Source organism: Flectobacillus roseus (genome assembly GCF_030056595.1).
In the GTDB taxonomy this organism is placed as follows: domain Bacteria; phylum Bacteroidota; class Bacteroidia; order Cytophagales; family Spirosomataceae; genus Flectobacillus; species Flectobacillus roseus.
The window spans coordinates 39,325-61,496 of record NZ_JASHIF010000022.1 but is presented as its reverse complement, the minus strand read 5'-3'; the positions used below and the strand labels follow the sequence as shown (position 1 = coordinate 61,496).

Genomic DNA, 22,172 nt, shown 5'->3' with positions numbered 1-22,172 from the left:
AAATGAGATATTGGAAAAATTAGGTTTTGTTAAAAAAGACCTAACTCTTCATGCAAAACTCAGCACTCCTATCAATGGGCTAGCAGATATTTAGATGTGTGTTAGTAATTTGCTAGTTTCCGATTAAGCTTTTTAGCTCTGATACGGCAAGTGTGTAGGCCAATTGGGCAGCGTACATATCCGCATTGGCTTTGGCTACTTGTGCTTTGGTACTGAGTATGTCCGTTTTAAGGTTTAACCCAGCTGCTTGTTTATCTTCCTGAATTTTCAATTCCTTGGTACGATAATCCAAAACACGTTGTGCCACCGCAATCAAAGACTTGCTTTGGTTGACTTTGCGATACGCTTTTTCAATATCGCTAGTTACTTGTTGTTGGAGATTCAAAATGTTTTCTTCAGCTTGCTTGACTTGCGCTTCACGCTGTTTGAGTAAGTGTTTGTTTGAAAACAAATCTTGAACATTCCATTTTAAGTTAAGTCCTACAAAAGGATTATGATTCGGTAAAATAGGATTACCCGACTGATACGTATATCCAGTAACGAACCCAAAATCAGGCAAGGTACTTTGTTGGGCAGCCTTGATACCAAGGTTGGCTTTTTCCTTAGTTAAACTCGCAATTTGGATATCAGGGTTTGAAGAACTAGCATTTTTGAAATTCTCAATACCAGCAACTTGTTCCATGACAAAAGGTGATTCTTGGAGGTTGAAATCTTCATCAGCAATACCTGTCAGCTTGATTAAATCAGATTTATAATTTTGCGCCTGAATACTCAATTTCAGCATGTTTTGTTCTTCATCGGCGATATTGGCTAATAAACCTGCTTGGTTTACATCAATGGTTTTTCCAGCCGCAATAGCCGTTTCAACATCGCCTAGTTTGGCTTTTGCTACTGCTAATTTTGCTTCAGCTTCTTCTAATTGCTTTTGGGCAATGAGTGTTCCATAATACAATTGCTCAACGCCTTGACTGATTTGTAGCGCAATTTTTTGCTTTTCTTTTTCCGTAATAGCCACATCCATACGGTTCACCTCCAAACCAGTCTTGATTTTAATCTGCTGGCTAATAGGCTGATAGGCTGTAACACCTAGATTGTACAGATTTTTATTCCCAATCTGAATACTTTTATCTTCGTTGGGCAGTGGAACTTGTACGGTAGAGCTTACTGGCAAAACCCCAATAGACCCCGCAGGAATCGTGATATTGGCCAAATTGAAATTATATTGGTAATTTCCATTGACCGTAGCCGTAGGATAACGCTTGGTTTCGTCCTCTTTAATTTTGGCTTCACGTTCAGCTATTTGCCACTGTTTTACCGATAAAATATGATTGCTTTTAAGAGCGGTTTCTTTCAGCTGTTGCAACGAATAGGTCGGTGTTTGAGCCGTGGCATATTGCCCTTCCAACGAAAGGGCAAATACCATAAGAGTGATATTTTTAATGAAAGACTTCATGCCGATTCTATGCGTTTTGTTGTGTTAAAATGTCTTTTTTATCTCTAGGTTTAATCCAACCTATGTATAGCACTGGCACAGACAATAAGGCCATGAGCATACTCCACACAACCCCAAAGGCCAATACACTTGCCAATGGCGCCCACATAGGCGAGTGTGAAATAATCATAGGAACAACACCAATAGCAGCAGCCATAGCTGTTAGGAAAATCGGACGTAAACGGCGCTTACCACTTTCGATTGCGGCAGTACGAATATCCATACCATGTTTCATAAGTTCATTGGTATGATCAACAAGGATGATGGCATTTCTTACCACAATACCCGACAATGAAATCAGACCAATGAAAGCTGTAAAACTAAAGTTATTGCCAGTAACATATAGTCCTAAAATAGCTCCGAACAAGCTCAGAGGTATAGTTAGCATCACAATAGCCGATTCTTTCAAATTACGGAACTGGAACAATAGGATAAAGAAAATTAATACCAAACTCACCATTAATACAGTAACCAATTGCGAAAAAGTCTCTTTCTTGTTGGCATCTTCGCCACCATATTCGATTCGGTAGCCACTTGGTAGTTGTAACTTATTGATTTCGGGTTGAATAGTTTTGACTAATTCTGCTGGTAAAACACCTTCGGCCAACTCACTTTGCACGGTCAAGGTTCTTACGCCATTGCGGTGCATGATTTTTCCCGCTTGCCATTCTGGAATAATATCTGCTATTTGACGCAAAGGCACATTGGCGCCTGTTACTGGCGATTTCATGTAAGTATTCGCCAAATCGTCGGTATTTCTACGACTATTTTCATCTAATCTCAGTACAATATCAACGGCATTGTTGCCTTCATACATAGTCGAGATGGCTGCGCCACTAAAACCTGTATAGACTGTTTGGGAAATACTGGTAGTAGTAAAACCTAGTCGATTGGCTTCTTCTTTGAGCTTTATCCCAAAACCATAATAGTCCTCTCCGAAATCACTTCTCACAAATTTACTTCCCGAGGCTTTTTTGAGAATTGTCGAAACTTGATTCGATAATTCTTTTAAGTGATTAATATCGTCACCGATAATGCGTACTTCAACGGGAGCTTTTAAAGGTGAACCTTGTTGCATTAATTTTACAAAAGTTGTTCCTTCAGGTATAGCCATTTCCACTTTATTGCTCAACTCCTCGGCTAACTCTTCTGCCGTTTTGTCGGTAGTGGTATTAATCAAAATCTGCGCATAGTTGGTTGTTGGGAACTCAGGCGAGAAGTTATAGTAAAATCTCGGTGCGGCTGTTCCTGTAAAGGTGGCAAAAGAAAGCACTCGTTTATCGCCTTTAATTAATGCCTCTGCTTTGAGAATCGCCTGATTGGTTTTTTCTAGCTTGGTTCCCGTTGGCATCCACAATTCTACGACAAATTGGTTACGTTCGGCGGCTGGGAAAAATAGTTGTCTTACGCCTGCTTTGAATAATAAACCTGCCAAAAGAATTGGAATAATACTACTGATAATCGTGGCAATAGGATGTTTTACACACCATTCTAACAGATTATTATAGCCGATTTGCATATAGTCGAGCAAGCTTTTTCTGCTTTTCTTCTCATTTTCGCCATGTTGATGTAAACCTTTTTTGATAAACATAAAACATAACATTGGCGTAAGTAACATAGCTACGATGAACGATGACGCCAAGGCAACGGCAACGGTAATTGGCAAAGCGAAGATAAACTCACCTACCGAGCCATTTAGTAAAATCATGGGCATAAAGGAGGCAATAATGGTAATAGTAGCTGCCAAAACTGGAATCACCAAATCGCTTGCACTACGCCATGCTGCTGTCCAACGTTCAATGCCTTCATCCAATAATTCTACGTAGTTGTCTGCAATCACAATGGCATCGTCGACGACCATTCCAAGTACCAAAATCAAAGCTGCCAATGATACCTGATGCAGTTCAATTCCTAAGGCATGCATAATCGCAAACGTCACTGCCACCGTCATCGGAATTGCCGTAGCAGCTACCGCTGCAATACGCAAGGGCAATAGCAATACGACTACCACAATAACTGAAATAATAGCAAGGAAAAACTCATGAATAAAATGCGATACGTTTTCATCCACCAAATGAGGCTGGTTGACAATAGTCGTAATTTTTACCTCTGAAGGTAATACTTGTTTTACGGCATCTATCTTTTTGTTGACTTCATCTCCAAACTGTACAATATTATTGCCTTCGTGCATTTGGATAGAGAGTAAAATTGCTTTATTGCCATTTACCGTAATAATACTTTGTGGTTCGGCATAGTCACGTTTGAGACTTGCCACATCGCTTACTTTTACGGTAGAGCCGCTTTGAGAGACCCCCACAATTTGATTCGCTAAGTCATTTTCGGTATTATAAAAACCATTGGTATATAGCGGGGTTTTACTTTGCTCGGTTTTGACAGAACCTGTAGCATTAATACTATTTTGGGATTGTAAAACCTTTACGATTTGTTGCAAACTAATACCATATTGTGAAAGTTTTTCAGAACTAGACGATACAACTATTTGCTCTTTTTGCTCACCAACACGTTTAATCTTGGACGCCGCTGGAATCGTTCTTAAATAATCTTCCAACTTTTGAGCATACGTTTTCAGTTCGGCATAGCTGGCTTTATTGCTTTCTAAGGCAATAACCATAGCCTCGGTATCTCCAAAATCTGAGTTGACGATTGGACCTCTTACGCCTTCTGGTAAGTCCAATTGCTTGGATACTAGCAATTGATGGCGAAGTTTACTCCAAAATACATCAGGTAATTTTACTTTTTCTGTTAATTCTACATTGACTACTACGATACCATCTTTGGTTGTAGAATAGGTTTTTGCTTTATTAACTTCCTCATATTGAAATAAATACTGTTCAAGTTTTTTGGTTACTTGGTCTTCTACCTGCGCTGAGTTTGCCCCGGGAAAGTAAGCAATAACCAAGCCCTGACGAATTGTAATTTTGGGGTCTTCACGACGAGGCATATTCATCAAAGAATTGACCCCAATCGCAAATAGCAGTAACAATACCGATAAGGTTACGTGCTTATATTTGAGTGATGCTTGTATAATATTCATGACGCAACTATTTAATTGTGATTAGAGAACCATCCGAAAGTTTGTTTTGACCTGCTGATACCACTACATCTCCAACATTCAGCCCCGAAACTACCTCTACTTGATTATCTGCCACTTTTCCGATACTAATTTTGCGTTTGAATGCCTTATTTTGTGCGTGGTCGACTACATAAACAAACTCCTGATTATCCAAATCGTGATTGATGATCTCTAATGGCAATAATACTCTTTGTGCAGATACATTTGTCTTGATACGTGCTTCGGCAATCATTCCCGGACGAATCAAAAGACCCGGATTATCTACTTCTATTTTGATGGTAAAAGCTCTGGAAGTAGCATCAGCCGCCGAACCTACCTCGGTTACTCGTCCCTTGAAAGTTTTGTCCAAAGCCGAAACCGTGACATCAGCAACTTGTCCTAATTTGATCAAATGAAGTTCACCTTCAGGTATATACGCTAGTACTTTTACTTTTCGAATATCTGAAATCACCAATAGCGGATTTCCAGTACCAATGATTTCTCCAACCTCTCCTAATTTTTTGATTAAAACCCCACTGATTGGCGAATACAATTTGGTATCTGTAAGATTCTTTTGTTGAAGTTGTTGCTGTAATTTGGCTTGTTGTAAAGTAAAATTTACTTTCGAAAAATCACTTTCAGAGATACTATTTCTGTCTCTCATAATTTTAAGACGATTAAATTCATCAGATACTTGGTTGACTTGTACATCTGATAAGTCCTTCGCTATCTTATAGTTGGTTGGCTCAATAGTTGCGACTAATTGCCCTTTTCCGATGTTTTGTCCTTCACGACTTGAGATAAAATTGATACGACCTGCCACCAAAAAACCTAATCTAACCGTAGTGCTACCGTCGACGTTCCCACTAACCGAAACCTCTTTGTTGGCTTGCGATGATTCAACTTTTGTAACATTTACAGCAATAGCCTGAGCTTTATTTTCTGTAGTTTTTGTTTCATTGTGTTTGCAACTTGCCAATAACAAAGTTGTAAGCACACCTAGATAAATATTAGCGTACTTCATGGTTTGGGGATGTTTAAATGAATAAAGATTTTTGTATGGTAATTTCTTGAATATCTAAAAAGCGTAACAGCGCTGCTGATTTTTCACAAAACTCTTCGTTGCCACATATCATAAATTCCATCTGACTCATGGTATTGGCATTGATAATAGATTCTAATTCAGGGTGTTCTTGAAAAAAGTTATCAAAAACTTCCGTGGAAATCAAATAGGTAAATAGTACCGTTGGATAATGTCTAACCAAAATATCAAGCTCTCGGCGAAAATTAAAAATTTGGTTTGGTGAATAGTACACTACTGAAACATGATGCATTCCTGAGGTGGTAAGTTTTGTTTTTACCTGAGGAAAAATGGTTGCCATTCCCGACTCGTCGGTGATGAAAACCCAATGAATACTATTGTCAAAATCTGCCTCCATCGTTTTGGCGTTTAAAGTTGATGTGACAAAGTTGGGGCTAAGAAAAATGGAAATTTTTAATCTATATTAAAAAATGAAGCCTTATCAATATTTTTTTTTAGGCACAAGGCAACAGGCACAAGGCAAAGAGTGTTAAAATGTTTTTAACGACCACAGATATTGGCATTCGGCAAAAACATATCTATCGTTAATAAAAAACATTTGAACACTTTGTGCCTGTTGCCTTGTCCCTAAAACACAAAACTTAAATATAATTCAGCATTCCTACTTAAGGCTGTCTAAAATCTTTAAGTTTAGAGAAAAATCTCTATTTCGTCTTCGAGCGAATTACACTCAGCGTCTGTTGCGTAATACCCAAATACGACGCAATATGCCCCAGTGGCGCTCGCATCAGAATAGATGGATGATCGTTGAGCAATGTCGTATATCGTTCTTGAGCGGTATGAAATTGCAGTGAGTAAAGCCTATCCGAAAATAATTTTACCATCTGTATAGAAGTCAAAAAAACATAATCTTTCAATGCAGGGATTTCTTCAGACAAAGTCATAAAGTCTCGGTACTGAATGGTTCTTAAGGTTACATCCTCCAACGCTTCGGTACCATAAGGAGTGGGCTGATTAAAAAATACGCTATCGATATTCATAGAAACAAAGCCCTCTTCGAAGAAAAAGTGTGTAATATCTTTGTCATTGTGGCTATAGTAATTACGCAGTAATCCTTTTTCCACAAATGTTGCCTTTTGAGAGTTAGCCCCTGGCATAATCAAAATAGTGTTTTTGGCATGACGCTCAGTCTTGAAGGCTTTATTAATCCGTTCTTGTTGGGCTTCTGTCAGAGATATTTTGCTACTGATATGTTGTAAAAAATCCATAGGAGAAAGGATAAGTTTTGGCGGCGCACAGGCCTATGGTATTGATTGAGATCTTAGAGCATTTTTAAACTTTGTAAGTCATTACAATGATAAGGTTTGTATTTATTTTAATGAAATCCTACTGTTTGAGCCGAAGGCGAGTTTAGGATTTCTTGACTTTCTTTTGTTACTTTTCTTGTGTCAAGACAAGAAAAGTAAGGAGTGTCGAAGGAAATTTTGCTTTTTGAACAAATGCAAAATAAAATTTCAAAACATCTTCTAAAGATGAACAAAGCAACAAAATTCAACAGCAAATTCCAATAAGGAATGCAAGCTTCTACCAAATGCTTTTTTCCTAGAAAATAGTTTTATGTCATGTAGCCGACTTTTTATCAAGTAGGTAACACCGAAGTTTGTGAAGAAAATTTTTAATCACAAAACAATGAAAACCAACCTATTTGTATTGCTTTTATTTTTGGTGTCAACAAGCGTACAGCTTTTGGCGCAAGAAACCGACGTTTTCCAGAAAGATGGAATCGCTATTCGTGGATACGATCCTGTGGCTTATTTCAAACAAAGTAAGCCAGTGAAAGGACAAGAAACAATTTCCCATGACTGGAATGGCGTAAAATGGTTGTTTAGTTCAGAAGAAAACAAGGAAGATTTCAAGGCAAATCCTGAAAAGTTTGCACCTCAATTTGGAGGATACTGTGCTTATGGTTTGAGCGAAAACCACAAATCGCCAACAGAGCCAGAGGCCTTCACGATTGTGGATGACAAATTGTATTTGAACTATAACCTAAAAGTGAAGGAATTATGGAAAAAAGATATTTCTGGTAGAATCAAGAAAGCAAATGATTTTTGGCCTGCTTTGATGTCAAAAACTGCCAAACAATAGCAAAACTATCTATTTTGACAAGACTGAATATCCATGTTGTTAATATTATGAAGGCGGAGAGGTAAAAACCTCTCCGCTTTTTTGTTGCTAAATGATGGAAGTCAAAAAAGCTGACAGCCTTTTATTTATCCTCTTCAATTGCATGCGAATACAGTATTTTTAAAGAATTATATCCTTTAACAAGTAGCCGAATTTTTCAGTTATATTGTTATTCTTAGATATTTTTGATTATTTCGTACAGCTTTCTAATATAACCTCAATCATGCGTATCAAGGAAATTCCATCTCCTCAAGAACAAACTCTCTGGAATAACTTCAGAGCTGGTGATGAAGTGGCCTTTACACAGTTGTCGACACGGTTGTTTGGCGCGATTTAAACAAAGATGGTTGGATTGATTTGATAGTTGCTGGTGAGTTTATGGCTGTCACTGTTTTCGAAAATCATAAAGGACAACTACAAGATGCCACTGCCCAAGATGGACTTGAGAACTCTCAAGGTATGTGGCAAAAAATTGTGCTGGATGATATTGATAATGATGGAGATATAGATATTCTTGCAGGAAATCTGGGGCTTAATACACAGTTCAGAGCTTCTCAAAAAGAGCCTATGACCTTAATCTATGGGGATTTTGACCAAAACGGAACTATAGAACCTGTGATTAGTTATTTTATTCAAGGGAAAAGCTATCCTCTGGCGACTTTGGATGAATTTTCGTATCAGATGCCAAGTATCAAAAAGAAATACTTGAAGTATAAAGATTATTCGCAGGCAACGCTCAAAGAAATACTGTCTGACGAACAACGAAAAAATAGCAAAGAGCTTCTGGTACAAGAGTTAAGAACAACGCTATTTATCAATAATCAAGGAAAATTTACGGCGAATAGTCTTCCAATGGCTGCTCAAAACTCTTGGATATCAGGTATTATAGTGCAAGATTTTAATAAAGACGGAAAGAAAGATTTGCTTCTGGCAGGAAACTTTTATCCTTGGAAAATCCAACTAGGAAAGAGCGATGCCAATAGAGGCCTCATTTTAATAGGAAATGGAAAAGGGACTTTTACCACCCTACCTAATAGCCAATCAAAACTTTTGTTAGAGGGAGATATTCGTGGGATTTATCCGATTAAATTGGGTGCTTCTTCCGCATTTTTGATGCCTAGAAATGCAGATAAATTAAGTGTTTTAAAGTATTGATCAATTGATTATTAGCGCTTTCCTACTTTTTGTAGCCCCTACAAAAAGCAGGAAAGCGGATTTATGTTGATAGCATTTTGTGAAAATTTGACGGAGAAAGATAAACTCAAATGTTACTTTCATGCATCTATAACAGGATACGAATTCCTGCACTCTTCTCGATTGCACTCTCCATATAGCGTAAGCGAATGTCCTGTAACGGTTGCTCCAAAATGCTCTTCAACAGTAGTTTGAATATGATGAATACGTGGATCACAAAACTCAAAAATTTGATTACACCTAAGACAAATCAAATGACAATGCTGTTTTCGACCTAAGGCTCTTTCATAACGAGCTGCTTGCCCTTTGCCAAATTGGTGTTTGAGTACTAGGCCAACTTCTTCAAAAAATACCAAGTTGTTATAAACGGTTGCCATACTCACTTGGAAATTGTTTTGAATGAGATGTAAATAAAATTCTTCTGCCATAAAATGGTCATGGAATTTGTATAACTCTTCCAATAACTTATATCGTTCGGTTGATTTCCGAAAATTTCTTCTTACAACTTCTGTGTCTAGATGCCTTTTTGCTTTTATAAATTCCTCTCTGGTCGTCGAATCCATCTTGTTTTAGTCAACAAAGTCTAAACGGTCTCAAAAAATACTAGAGCTATTAGAGCAATATCTATAGCTCTAGATTTCTGAATTCACCGATTAATTATACTCTCAGTGAGATACCTCTCTGCGTATCACCTGAGAGCCTATCCTGTAATGTTCATGAGTAATTACTGAACAAATATAAACCCTTATTTTTAATTAATCTAAATAAAATTTATAAAAATATGAATTTTATTTATTGCAACATTGTTGCAATAGTGGAATTAATAATAAACAAATAGAAAAATGCTAAATCAATACGAGGTAATAATAATAGGAGGGAGTTATTCAGGATTATCGTCAGCAATGGCATTGGGACGTGCTTTACGAAAGGTTTTAGTATTAGATACAGGTAAACCTTGCAATAGATACACACCTCATTCTCATAATTTTATCACGCAAGACGGCGAAACACCTTATGATATTTTTCAAAAAGCGAAATCACAAGTATTGGCATATCAAACTGTAGATTTTCGAGAAAATAAGGTATTGAAAGTATTAAAAACAGAGGAAGGATTTGAAGTCAAAACGCCAGATGATTCTTTTTTTACGAAGAAAATCATTCTTGCTACAGGCATTAAAGACATTTTTCCTGACATCAAGGGTTTTGAAGATTGTTGGGGAAAAAGCATTTTGCATTGCCCATATTGTCACGGGTACGAAGTTAGGAACCAACAAATCGCAGTCGTTGGAAATGGCGAAATAGGATATGATTTTGCCAAATTGATTTATCAGTGGTCGACCAATATTGTTTTGTTGACTGATGGGAAAAGTACACTTTCTGAAGAGCAAACAAATAAGCTGATTTCAAAGGGTATTCGTGTAATTGAAAACACGATAGAAGAGTACTGTCATGTAGATGGACAAGTAACGTATATTAAGTTAAGTGAGGACATGGAGTTGTCAGTTGATGCCGTGTTTGCTCGAATACCTTTCCAACAGTCCACTAGTTTTGCAGAGGATTTAGGTTGTACAATGCTTCCATCGGGTTATGTTCAAGTAGATGAAATGCAAAGAACCTCGGTTCGTGGTGTTTATGTTGTAGGAGACAGTACCAGTATGATGCGCTCAGTTTCGGTAGCTGTAGCAACAGGGACAAAAGCAGGAGCCATGATAAACAAAGAACTGATAGAAGAAGAATTCTAGAAATAGACTTCTTGATTTACTAGTTTGAAACCTTTATAATGATAAGCTAGGTATATGCAGGATATTAGGCATTTACCTAGCTTTTTCTTGGATTTTTCCTTATTTTAGAAAAAACTAAATATATCTTAACTATGCGAAACTACATTCTATTTTCATTTCTTTTTTGTTGCTACTCATTCGCTTACGCACAGAAATCAGTTATTATTGCCAAAAACAATTCTATCTATAGCTTCAATTACTTTGATGATTTGAATGAACTAACATCATCTGTTTTTTCGGGCTTGTTAGAAGATAAGCAAGGAAAAAAATATGACATCTATCATAATTACCCAACCTTGATTTATCCGAGGTATACATCTTTGGGTAGACCGATACTCATATTTCCAAATGATAGCATAGTACTGGATGTAAAAGATGATAAGGTCGTATGTATTTACCCTAATGATTCCTTAAGAAATGTGCTTGCAGTCTTGGACAGACAATATGGTAATGAAATTCAGGTTTCGGGATATTCTATCAAAGACATGCAAAAAAGCGAGCATATCATGATTATCAATAGTATTAAGAGTAAAATGCGTCGTCAAGTTGATACAGTTCGGAAATATCAATCATCTTTGGATACAGTACTTTATAAGAGTACTATTCAAGAAATCAAGAGTATAGCGCTTTCCTCTATCCTTGTTCCTTTTGTCGATGGAGATACTGATTGGAAGAAGTTTCCTAAATGGTATATAGATTCTGTGAGACTTTTTAAAGAAGAAATTTATGGTACAGATACACTCATCAAAGGTGCTCAGTACAGGCAAGCCTTATATTCCTACAATCAGTTTCTCTGTAGAGATTCTCTCACAGATGCCAATAGGTTTTATGTGCAGTTTAATTCCGCGCTGAGCAATTTCAAAGGACAACACCGAGATTTTCTGATGGCATATTTACTCAGAAAATTCAAGATAGAAAATGTACCCAATTACTACGATTATGTTGGGATTTTTTATGCAGTATGTCAGGACGAAGTCTTTCTAAAATATGTAAAACAGAAATTGGATGATACTGATTTTAGCTTTCCCGAATATGTGCTAAATCAAAAGTTGAAGCATGAAAATGGTCAAAGTGTTACTTGGAGAGACTTATTAGAGCAACACAAAGGCAAGATGATTTATCTGGAGTTTTCGGCTAGTTGGTGCCCACCATGTATTTACATGGTTCCTTTTGTCAAAGATCACGCAAAAGCTTTGAAAGATAAACCTATTGTTTTTATTACGATTAGTGTTGATAAATCGGAGAAGGCTTGGAAAAAGGCTGTTAATAAATACCATATTTCTGGAGATGGTGTGACAACCTATTGGTTGGGCGAAAAGCCAAAGTTTACTAGTTTTCTCTTTACGAGAAGGGAAAAGGAGAAGAGTACCTTAGAAATTCCAAGATTTATGTATTTTGACCATAAAGGGCACTTTATTACTTCAAAAGCCATGCAACCACTTAATAAACCCTCGAGAAAACAGATAGAACTATTTTTGAAAGATGTGCCATTGAGTAATTAAAAGCTAGAACTGTACGAAGGATTTCAAACTATTGCAGATGTGGGATTTCTGAATTCAAAAATAAAGTAAAGCACTTTTATTTTTCACAAAATATAAAAGATTACGCTTCCGAAATCCAACATCCGATATCTGAAATAAACAGTTGTTTAAAATCCTTTGTACAGTACTAATTCAACACCTCTTTTACTTACCAGAAGCCTTCAATTGCTTGTATCTCAAAAGTGCTTCCAAATAGTAGTAATCTGCATATACCAATGGAACATCCACTTCCGAATTACCTGGTTTGTGACCAGTGCTATGCATCAGGATAAAGTGATTGTTTTCTCCAATTTTTGCTTTAAAAGCTGGAGAAGAAAGTGTTTCAAGCATTTTGATGGCATTGCTCAAATATTCTGCTTTTTGTTTTCCTTTCGAGTATTGCGCTAGCTCAAATAGGGCAGAAGAAGCAATAGCGCCTGCTGAAGCATCACGTTCTTCACCGGGCTTGCTATAATCCCAATATGGAATTTTGTCGGCTGGTAAATTTGGATTATGAAGAATAAACGCCGCAATTTTATGCGCTTGCTCTAAATATTTAGGGTCTTTGGTTTCACGATACATCACCGTGTAGCCATACAAACCCCATGCTTGTCCACGCGCCCACGCTGACTCATCGGCTGCACCTTGGTGTGTTTTTTTGGCTTGTACTTCTCCGTTTGGTCCATAACAAATTACATGATAACTACTATTATCAGCTCTGAAATGGTTTTTCAACGTATTGTCAGCGTGGATGGTGCTGATGTTGTAAAAGGATTTATCGCCCGAAACCTTGGATGCCCAGAATAAAAACTCCAAGTTCATCATATTGTCGATGATAACTGGGTATTCATATTTTCCTTGAAATTTGTTCCAAGATTTGATTAAGCCAACTTTAGGGTCAAATCGTGTTGAAAGTGATTTTGCACCCGTAAGCATAATGTTTTTATATTCCTCATTTTTGGTAAGACGATACCCATTTCCGAAAGGACAGTATAGCATAAAACCCAAATCGTGCGTACCCGTATTGTATTGTTCTTTGGCTACTGCCATCGTCCATTTTTCGGCAGCATCTTTCCATTTTGGGTCATGGGTGTATTCGTATAGATACCAGAGTGAGCCTCCAAAGAAACCACTACACCACCAATCTGATTTCATATCACGAGGCGAACCGTCGGGATTAGTAGATTGAGGGAATTTCGTCAAATCGGGATGTGATGCCAACATACCTTCATATTGTTTGGCAGCATAATCAAATTCTTTTTTGACATTGATTTGACTCATCGCCAAATGCGTACAAGCAAGAAGAATAAACGTTTTTACAAATTTCATAGTTTACAAAGATTTATTGATTCAGTTATAGGAATTCGTAAGATTGAGATTTTTAAGTTAGTGCTATGTAAAAGGATGTTATTCGTTGACAGTGTATTAGATGTTGGAATAATCTCACAATCAGAAGGATACACTTTAGGCTTTCAGGTATCAGCTTTCAGCGGTGGGCATTCGGCAAAATATATCTATCGTTACTAAAAAACATTTTAACACTCTGTGCCTTGTGCCTGTTGCCTTATCCCTAAAACACAAAACTTAAATATAATTCTGCACAATTACTTACTTTCCTTCAAATTTCAACTGATATTTTCCTTTAGTACTTGGTTTTTTGTGTGTTAGCAAAATTCTAGTAACGAGTTTCTTTCCCCATTTTGTTTTAAAACTATCATATTCCATCCCTTCGGTAGATGGCATATCGGTGCTAACGCTGAAGAGATTTGGGTCGTAGGTAGCTACCAATTGAGTGTCGTCGTTGGTAAAGATAATTTGTCCCGCTTTACTTGTATCTACCTGACAGATAGTCATCAAGACTTGTTGTAATGACTGAGGGTTTTGAGACAACACAAAGTCGTCATTTATTTCAATTTGATGCTTTTGTTTTAAAAGTTTTACCCCTCTTTTCCATGTTTGAATACCTGCTTCTTGTGGATAAGCCCCAGCAATATTCATAGTCAGACTTACTTCTTTTTCATTACTCAAAAAGGCCACATCATGTGCTTCAAAACTACGTCCATCTTTTTGTCCGATTCCATTAATCATCGGTAAATTATGATGCTGAGACTGTGTAAACCAAAGTTCATAGCGTTGTTTAGAGAACGTTCTGGCGGTGTAATTACCACGACCAGCATCAATAATCATAGGTTTTCCTTTGTAGTAAATAATGAAATCGCCTACGTCGTTATGATTGTGGCTCTCGTCGTTGTGCCCACCGTGAGTTGCCAAAAACAAGCCCGTATTATCTCTTGCTGTCATCACCTGAATATCGCTAATCCAAGCCTCGTTGACTGGCTGATATTCGGTGTCATCTGCTTTGATTGAACCAACTGTCAAAAGATTTTGGATTCTGCGCATGCGCTGGTATCCTTCAGTTTTGACTTGTGGGTATTTAGCAAAAGCCCATTCTCCAAAGTGTTGTAATTGAGGTTCTTGTATGGCTTTTCCGAAACGATACAACATCAAACCATCTGGTCGGAGAGTTGGGTCGGCGTCGGCAAAATTGACGAAATATTCACCACTGATATGCGTTTTGTACACATAATTCGCCATTTTTTTAATAAGCACATTTTGATAAATATTTACTCGATTATTGGTGGCATTTTGTAAAAGCTCTAGGCAGTCAAAAACACTGCCACCTGCTGCAAACCAGTAACTTGGCCCTTCGTCGCAACCACCATCTTCACCTAAGCTATTCAAATAGGAATCTAGCCCAATCATAGCGCCATACAACATTTTGGCACGGCGACTTTCATCTTTTTCCAAGAGCAAATTACTCATAATCCAGTTGGACATAATCCAAGGATTCCAGTTGTTGACAGGTTTAGTTTTGCTCATCCAACCAAATCTTTCTGGATTATTGAGCATAGGATTGAAAATGCGCACATTAGTTTCGTGGTAAATCCTTTTACGAATCAATGGATTAATCTTATCCAATTTTTTACCAACCCAATAATCAGCAATGGCAAGAACTGAAGCCGTTTCGGCAGAAAACAAATCAACCACAGGGTTTGTCACATCGGGAAGCCCCGTATGACCAATATGCGCAGGAACGCCCCAATAACTTTCTTCGCAAATTGACCAGATACCGTTGAGGATAGCCTCCATAAATCGACCCTTATCTTCGATACTTTCTGCTAAAAGTAATTGAAAAAGGTTATTACGTTTACCAAAAGAAATACTTCCATGACGATTGCGGTCACCAGAACGTACATAGTCGAGTGAAATCGTTGCAGAAATAGGCTCAAATTTATAATTGAGAGCTTTTTCTCCGTCTTTAATAACTTTTTGTAATACCGAATCAGGTACTTGGGCTTTCCATTCGGTAGGATTTTGAGGATAGGGATGCCACTGATTTAGCGGAATCAGACTTTGTTGGACAGCCCCTAATGAATAGTCTTTTCCAAAAATATTTCGAGGCGTAATTTGTGCTTTGGTACTCACCACAAAACACAATAAAAAAATAAGTATTCGAGGTATGGACATCTTAGTGTGCGTTAAAATTTAATCGCCTTTAGACAAGAGGTATGAGCTATCAGCTTTTGATTATTTTAAAAAATTAAGTTAATCAAAAGGGCTGAAAGCTCATAGCCGATGACTGAAAGCTGTTATACCTTACCAATTAGGATTTTGCTTGAGATTAGGATTGAGCGCTAATTCATTAATAGGAATAGGCCATAAATAATCTTTGGCAGGGTCAAAACGACGGAAAGTAGCATCTTGTACTAAAATATAATTGTCAGCTGTGAGTTTTACCGCTGTTGCTGTGCCAAATTCACTCTTGAAAAAGAAATTTCCTATGATTGGTTTTACTAATTCAACTTCAGCCGTTTTCCAACGAATCAAATCCCAATAGCGGAAACCTTCCACTGCTAATTCTACATGGCGCTCACGACGAATTTCGTTTCTCATCGAAAGCCCATTGGCTGTAGCAAAGGCATTGGATAATTTGGCGACTTTACCTCTGGTTCTTAATTTGTTGATAGTCAGTTCCAAATCTGCATCAGAAATAGATTCGTTGAGTTCATAAGTAGCTTCTGCATAATTTAGTAAAACTTCTGCATAACGAATCACAACTCCGTCGATGTTAGAGCGTTGCAAAGTCCAGTCGTCGGTATTAAAGTACTTTCTTGACAGAAATCCAGTCAATTGAAAGGCCAAAACAGATACCGAGAAAATAGGATTTGTTCCAATATATGAGTCGCCAGACTTCATGATAGTAGCGCCTAAACGTTCGTCACGATTGCTAAATACTTCTGTTGAGATAGTGGGTTTTTTATATAAAGGCGACTTTTCAATAGGCAATCCGTCGGTCATCAAGTACGAATCTACAAGGTTGCGCGTTGGACTAGCCGAGCCATTTTCTAAGTTACGAGCCGCAGTATGAGTAAGAACGATTTCGGAGGTACTTACACCGTACTGTTTAACCAAAATATTTTCACGATTCTGACGACCTTCTCCTGCCAATTGAAAGATATTGTAATAGCTTGCAAACAAATCATGCTCTTTGCTATCGATAATGGCTTTTGAAGCCGCCAACGAAATCGTTAAATGTGCTTTGTAATCGCCATAGCCATGAAATTTAGCACGAGTTCCTTCAAATAATGCTGCCCGTGATTTGAGTGCTAATGCGGCAGTTTTGGTAATTCTACCATAATTTGCAGTACCTAACTGCGTTGGCGTTGGTAGTTTTTCGACAGCAAAATCTAAATCTTTATAGATGTTCTGAATCACTTCTTCACGAGTGTTAGCTGGAGCGAACAGCTCTGGAGAGTTTTCTTTTAGAACTGATAAAATTAACGGAACACCACCATAGCGTTGGAATAGGGTATAATATCCCCATGCTCTAAAGAATCGTGCTTCAGCAACATAACGGTCGACTGTTGCTTGTGTGACACCTGAATTCAAGGCTAGCGGTGCTTTTTCGATAATGTTATTGGCTGCTCTAATGAGCTGGTAAGAACTGTTATAAGTGCCATCGGTTGCGGGTGCAATACGTGTACCATCACTTATACTGTTGGGGGCACGTGCGTAGGTATCGTCCGACCAGTTGTCATCTGTATTGGGTAAGCCAGGCAGATAAGTATACAAAAAATTGGACGCGCTTTGTAAATCTCTTTCGGTTTTCCAGAAAGCAGGGTCACTCAGTTGTGTTTCAGGAATGCGGTCTACATCGCAAGAACCTAAGCCCATTGTGAGCAATAAGGCTAAAGATATATGTTTGAATAAAGTCTTTTTCATAATCCAGAATGTTATATAGAATTTTGGGTTTTAGAATGACAAGTTCAAGCCACCAGTGATTGTACCAAAAAATGGATAATCGTTTTGTGAACCGTTTCTTTGTTCTGGGTTAAAGTAATTGTTAAATACGCCCAATCTTGTCAATGAATACACGTCCTGACCCGACACAAATACTCTTGCACGTGTGAGACCAATTTTCTTTAATAGGCTTGGCGGAACGGTATAACCAATTTGTATATTTTTCAAACGAGCATATTGTCCATCCATAATCCACTTGTCGGAAGGTAAGTATCTGAATCCACCTTGTAGATAGGGTCTTGGGAAAGTTGCATTCGGATTTTCTGGAGTCCAATAATCGCGGTGCACTGCCAAAGGTTGTTTCCAAGCTTGTGCCAATGGTTCAATCGCTTCGCTATTTGGCATAAATGAACGCTCGCCAACACCTTGAATGAAGGCTGTGAAATCAATAGATTTGTATTGGAAACCAAAATTTAAACCGAATACATATCTTGGTTGGTCGGTTCCTAACATGACCAAATCGCCTGGGTCTTCTGGTGTGCCTTTTCCTACTGTGATTTTTCCATCACCATTTTGGTCTATGTATTTTACATCTCCTGCACCTGTGCGACTATCTTGAAAAGCATGAGTTTTTACTTCGTCGTCGCTTTGGAAATATCCTTCTGTTTTATATCCCCAAATTGTATTGAGTGGATAACCTTCTAATAATGAAACCGTTCCAGCTCCCAATACTCTACGTCCTGCATAACTCATGAGTTTGTTCTGGTTGTCCGAAAGATTAAATCCAACATTATAACTAAAATGTTCTCCGATTTTATCTCTAAATTTCACCTCAAGTTCCCAACCCCAAGACTTCAATTCACCGTTATTGATTTTAGGAGTTCCTACGCCGAATGTACTTGGTAACTGCAATGGAGTAAGCATATTACGATTGTATTTTACATAATAGTCACCACTGATTTGAAGTTTGTTTTTCAATAAACCAATATCCAAACCTCCGTTGCTTGTTTCGATGGTTTCCCATGATAAATCTGAAGACGGTACTACACTTTGATAAAAATAGGAAGTACGTGATTCTGGGCTACCCATTACAAGGCTCGAACCTCTGGTCAGCAAATTGAGATAGTCATAAAAACCTATGCCCAAGGCATTTCCTAGTTGTCCCCATGAGCCTCTAACTTTAAATTCAGAGAATAAACCGATGTTATTACTAAACCATTTTTCGTGGTGAAGATTCCATCCGACAGAGGTTGAAGGGAAAAACTTAATGCGTTTGCCTGGCGCTAATCTTGAACTTTCGTCGGCACGAAATGTAGCTTCAAACAAAAATCTATCATCATAATTATAATTCAAGCGACCAAAATAAGATTGAAAAGCATAGGTGTTGATCGTCTCGCTATTGCTCTTGGTTTTGTCGTCACCAAGGTTGAGTGTAGGTTGGTCATTACTTACTAGGCTCAATGAGGTTGTACTGGTAGAGGTAAAACGGCTATCTTCCCATTGGTATCCACCCATTACATGTATTTTGTTTTTCTTGATGCTAAAGTCATAATCTGCCAATAATTGAATGTTGGTATTATTGGTAAACTCGTTGGTTACGGCATACGAGTTAGGATTATTTAGGTAAAAAACGGGAGCAAATCTTCCCCAAAGTTCTACCTGACGAGCAAATCTTCTTCTTTCACCAAAACGATATTGTTGTCCTAAAACAGCACGAAGTTGTAAACCTTTTACCACATCTTTGGCAGCCAAGGTAAATACCCCATCGAAGAAGTTTCTGTCCATATTGTTGTATCCACCCTCTTTTAGCAAAGCATAAGCATTGTTGGCCGACGAACCTGCACCACCATTGAGCCTTCCTTCTGGTGTGAAAATAGGGAAACGTGTGCGTAAACGATATACCTGATATACTAATCCCTCGCCGTCGGTACTTGCCGATGAAGCTTGTTGGTCTTGCTTGGTATAGGCAATACGTGAATCTAAAGAAATATGCTTAGTCAGTTGAGAGCCCAAATTAAAACGAACGTTGTAACGGTCAAGTCGGTCGGGACCAACCCTGAACAAACCTTGTTTACCGTAATAGCCTAAGGATACCAAGTAATTGGTTTTTTCATTTCCGCCTCTTGCCGAGAAATTATGCGTTTGCATAGGCGTATATTTTCTAACCACCTGACCGATTTGGTCTTCTTGATTATAGAAAATATATCTTGTTGTATCAGAAGGATTTACAACATAAGGAATACCATCTCTTATTTTTTGTAAATCATCATCTGTATATTCAGGACCTGTTTTGGCATTTTTTCTAGCCAAGTTGGCATAAAGCGCCTCTTCCAACAGTGGCAATCTTTCGGGTACATTGAGTGCCCAGTCTACCCCGATTTGGTTGGAGTAATCGAAAACAGTTTTACCTGATTTTCCTTTTTTAGTAGTAATCAAAATAACCCCGCCTGCTGCTTGAGCACCATAAATGGCTGCTGCTGCGGCGTCTTTCAACACACTAATATTCTCAATATCGTTGGGATTGAGAGTTTGTAAGGTAAAGCTAGAGACCGTCACCCCATCGACCAATACCAAGGGGTCAACATTACCATTGGCAGAAGTAGCACCACGAATCTGAATACCAATACCTTCATTGCCTGGTTGCCCAGTACCACGAGTGATAATCAAGCCAGAAGTAACACCCTGCAAGGCATTAGCCACGTTTGATACAGGACGGTTTTCGATAACTTTTGAATCAATGGTTGATACTGCTCCTGTTAGATTTGCTTTTTTCTGTGTACCGTAGCCTACGACAACAACCTCATCAAGTGATTTGTTGTCGGATTCTAATATTACATTGATAATACTCTGAGAACCAACGGCTATCTCTTTGCTCACAAAACCTACAAAAGAGAAAACTAATACGGCACCGCTATTGGGAACATTGATTTTGAAACGACCAGTTCCGTCTGAATTGACCCCTCTTGTAGTACCTTTCAACGCAATATTTACCCCTGCTAGCGGTTCGCCTTTTTCATCGGTCACTTTTCCAGATATACTTTGTTCCATCACCACTTGCAACTGGGCTGGTGAGAGCATTGGAGCATTGGTATTGAGTACGACAGGATGTTCTGATGAAATAACTTTGGGCAAAAATTCTTCTTTTGTTGAATTGTTTTTGGTATCAGATGATTGTGAAGGAAATTTCTCTACAATCAAATATGCGCCAGATTTAGACCTTTTGTATTTTAATTTTGTGGATTCTAGGAGTTTGTCGAGGTTGTTTTCGATTTTTTGATTCCAGTCTACTACTTGTTGATTGACGGTTACTTTTTCGATTGTTCCTCCTTCAAACAAAATATCGACACGGTAATGGTTTTTTAATTGTCCGAGTACGTCTCTGAGTTTTTGAGTATTGTTTGTCAAATGTTGCTCAGTTTTTGTTCTGCTCAAGATATTTTTTTGTGCCATAGCAAATACTTGGGCATTACACGGCTGTCCTCCCAAAGCCATTGTGCTGAGTAACACACTGGCTTTGAGCATTGCAGGTAAAGCTAGATTCATAGAAAATTTATTTAGAAGGTAATGGAATATTTTACTTCTCCGAAAGAACGAAAGTATTTCCTGTTTTGGATAATTTGAGGTCTAATAATTCTACAACGGTATTCAATAATTCTTCTGCATTTTGGGCTTTGTATGAGCCTACAAGCGTTCTTTTGGCAAGTGAATCGTTTTGTAATTTGATTTTTACACCATAATTTTCTTCCATAATTTGAGTAAACTCAAACAGGTTGGTATCTTCAAAAATTAATCGGTTTTGTTGCCAAGCAATGATTGGGTCAAATGTTTTGGCAGTATCTTTTTGTACATGGTTGCTTATATCCAACTTGACCAATTCGCCAGGACGCATAGTAATTTCCTTTTTGACTTGGTTTTCTTGGTATTCTAATCTAACTTTTCCTTTATTCAGAATTACTTTTGCGCCTCTATCTCTACTGAAAACACTAAATTCTGTACCTAGAACAACAACGTCAAAATTACGTTTTGTTTTTACGATAAATTTCTGATTATCAGGTGTATGTGTTACTGAGAAAACCGCTTCTCCCGATAGCTCAACTTCTCTATTTTTAGTGCCAAATCCAAATCTTGGGACTTTCAATGTTGAATTGGCATTCAGTGTAACCATCGTGCCATCAGCTAATTGAATTTTATCAACTTGCCCGAATGTAGTCTCATAAATTTGGTATTGAAAATGGTCTTTAAAATACCAAGAACCTAAACTAATCATCAAACATGCTGCTGCTATTCGACTGACTTTGAGCCATATATTGCTTTTTTGTTCTGTTTCATCACCCACAAGTGTAAGTACGTCTTGGTCGGTTTGTTCCATGATTTGTCTAAAATCTTGAAGGCGCTTTTCTACAGATGGGTTATATTGAGGATGTTGAGTTTCCCACTCCAACAACCATAAATAGAACAATTCTTGGTTATTGGGTTTTTTGAGCCATTCTTCAATGGATTGTTTTTGCAGAGGTGAACTTTTCCCTGCAAAATGCTCAAAAAGTATTTGTCTATTCACTACAGATTCCATAATTTTTCAACGTGT

General features: G+C 37.9%; 15 protein-coding genes and 1 pseudogene. 5 read left to right on the top strand and 11 right to left on the bottom strand.

Features of this window, described 5'->3' with window-relative positions:
- Positions 1-112: 112 nt before the first annotated feature.
- The 5 genes from QM524_RS21230 to QM524_RS21210 all read right to left on the bottom strand — a co-directional run bounded on the left by QM524_RS21230 (position 113) and on the right by QM524_RS21210 (position 6,875).
- Positions 113-1,453, bottom strand: a complete 1,341-nt coding sequence (locus QM524_RS21230) for a TolC family protein (protein WP_283346119.1) — start codon at positions 1,451-1,453, stop codon at positions 113-115.
- Between the two features lie 7 nt (positions 1,454-1,460).
- Entirely contained in the window at positions 1,461-4,547 is a 3,087-nt protein-coding gene (locus QM524_RS21225; protein ID WP_283346118.1) for an efflux RND transporter permease subunit, read from the bottom strand.
- Between the two features lie 7 nt (positions 4,548-4,554).
- Positions 4,555-5,589 (bottom strand): efflux RND transporter periplasmic adaptor subunit, encoded by a 1,035-nt coding sequence (locus QM524_RS21220; protein ID WP_283346117.1) that lies wholly within the window; start codon positions 5,587-5,589, stop codon positions 4,555-4,557.
- Positions 5,590-5,602: 13 nt separating this feature from the next.
- The gene (locus tag QM524_RS21215) at positions 5,603-6,004 is read right to left on the bottom strand and encodes a hypothetical protein (protein ID WP_283346116.1); all 402 of its coding nucleotides are present in this window, start codon (positions 6,002-6,004) and stop codon (positions 5,603-5,605) included.
- 307 nt (positions 6,005-6,311) lie between these two features.
- On the bottom strand, positions 6,312-6,875 hold the full coding sequence (locus QM524_RS21210) for a Crp/Fnr family transcriptional regulator (protein ID WP_283346115.1): 564 nt from the start codon (positions 6,873-6,875) through the stop codon (positions 6,312-6,314).
- A 421-nt stretch (positions 6,876-7,296) separates the two neighbouring features.
- On the opposite strand from QM524_RS21210, the gene QM524_RS21205 reads away from it, so the two are divergent.
- A complete protein-coding gene (locus QM524_RS21205) occupies positions 7,297-7,752 on the top strand; it encodes a YHS domain-containing (seleno)protein (protein WP_166577563.1) in 456 nt (151 codons plus the stop codon).
- Between the two features lie 381 nt (positions 7,753-8,133).
- A pseudogene (locus QM524_RS21200) lies at positions 8,134-8,946 on the top strand (FG-GAP repeat domain-containing protein); the annotation flags it as partial.
- 119 nt (positions 8,947-9,065) lie between these two features.
- On the opposite strand, the gene QM524_RS21195 reads toward QM524_RS21200, so the two are convergent.
- On the bottom strand, positions 9,066-9,548 hold the full coding sequence (locus tag QM524_RS21195; RefSeq protein ID WP_283346114.1) for a Fur family transcriptional regulator: 483 nt from the start codon (positions 9,546-9,548) through the stop codon (positions 9,066-9,068).
- 279 nt (positions 9,549-9,827) lie between these two features.
- Here QM524_RS21195 and QM524_RS21190 point away from each other — a divergent pair, with 279 nt between their 5' ends.
- Complete coding sequence (locus QM524_RS21190; RefSeq protein WP_283346113.1) at positions 9,828-10,727, top strand: NAD(P)/FAD-dependent oxidoreductase; 900 nt, start codon at positions 9,828-9,830, stop codon at positions 10,725-10,727.
- A gap of 131 nt (positions 10,728-10,858) precedes the next feature.
- A complete protein-coding gene (locus QM524_RS21185) occupies positions 10,859-12,268 on the top strand; it encodes a TlpA family protein disulfide reductase (RefSeq protein ID WP_283346112.1) in 1,410 nt (469 codons plus the stop codon).
- A 183-nt stretch (positions 12,269-12,451) separates the two neighbouring features.
- On the opposite strand, the gene QM524_RS21180 is transcribed toward QM524_RS21185, so the two are convergent.
- A complete protein-coding gene (locus tag QM524_RS21180; RefSeq protein ID WP_283346111.1) occupies positions 12,452-13,615 on the bottom strand; it encodes a glycoside hydrolase family 88 protein in 1,164 nt (387 codons plus the stop codon).
- A gap of 75 nt (positions 13,616-13,690) precedes the next feature.
- Between QM524_RS21180 and QM524_RS21175 the strand changes: the two genes are divergently transcribed.
- Positions 13,691-13,813 carry a hypothetical protein gene (locus QM524_RS21175; RefSeq protein ID WP_283346110.1) on the top strand — a complete coding sequence of 41 codons (123 nt, stop codon included), beginning with the start codon at positions 13,691-13,693 and terminating at the stop codon, positions 13,811-13,813.
- 81 nt (positions 13,814-13,894) lie between these two features.
- Here QM524_RS21175 and QM524_RS21170 read toward each other — a convergent pair whose 3' ends face one another.
- The 4 genes from QM524_RS21170 to QM524_RS21155 form a co-directional block, all read right to left on the bottom strand.
- The gene (locus QM524_RS21170; protein WP_283346109.1) at positions 13,895-15,814 is read right to left on the bottom strand and encodes a heparinase II/III domain-containing protein; all 1,920 of its coding nucleotides are present in this window, start codon (positions 15,812-15,814) and stop codon (positions 13,895-13,897) included.
- 129 nt (positions 15,815-15,943) lie between these two features.
- Positions 15,944-17,569: a RagB/SusD family nutrient uptake outer membrane protein gene (locus QM524_RS21165; protein WP_283346108.1), complete on the bottom strand. Its 1,626-nt coding sequence runs from the start codon at positions 17,567-17,569 to the stop codon at positions 15,944-15,946.
- Between the two features lie 30 nt (positions 17,570-17,599).
- Positions 17,600-21,130 carry a SusC/RagA family TonB-linked outer membrane protein gene (locus QM524_RS21160; protein WP_283346107.1) on the bottom strand — a complete coding sequence of 1,177 codons (3,531 nt, stop codon included), beginning with the start codon at positions 21,128-21,130 and terminating at the stop codon, positions 17,600-17,602.
- Positions 21,131-21,161: 31 nt separating this feature from the next.
- Positions 21,162-22,157 carry a FecR family protein gene (locus tag QM524_RS21155; RefSeq protein WP_283346106.1) on the bottom strand — a complete coding sequence of 332 codons (996 nt, stop codon included), beginning with the start codon at positions 22,155-22,157 and terminating at the stop codon, positions 21,162-21,164.
- Positions 22,158-22,172 lie beyond the last annotated feature (15 nt).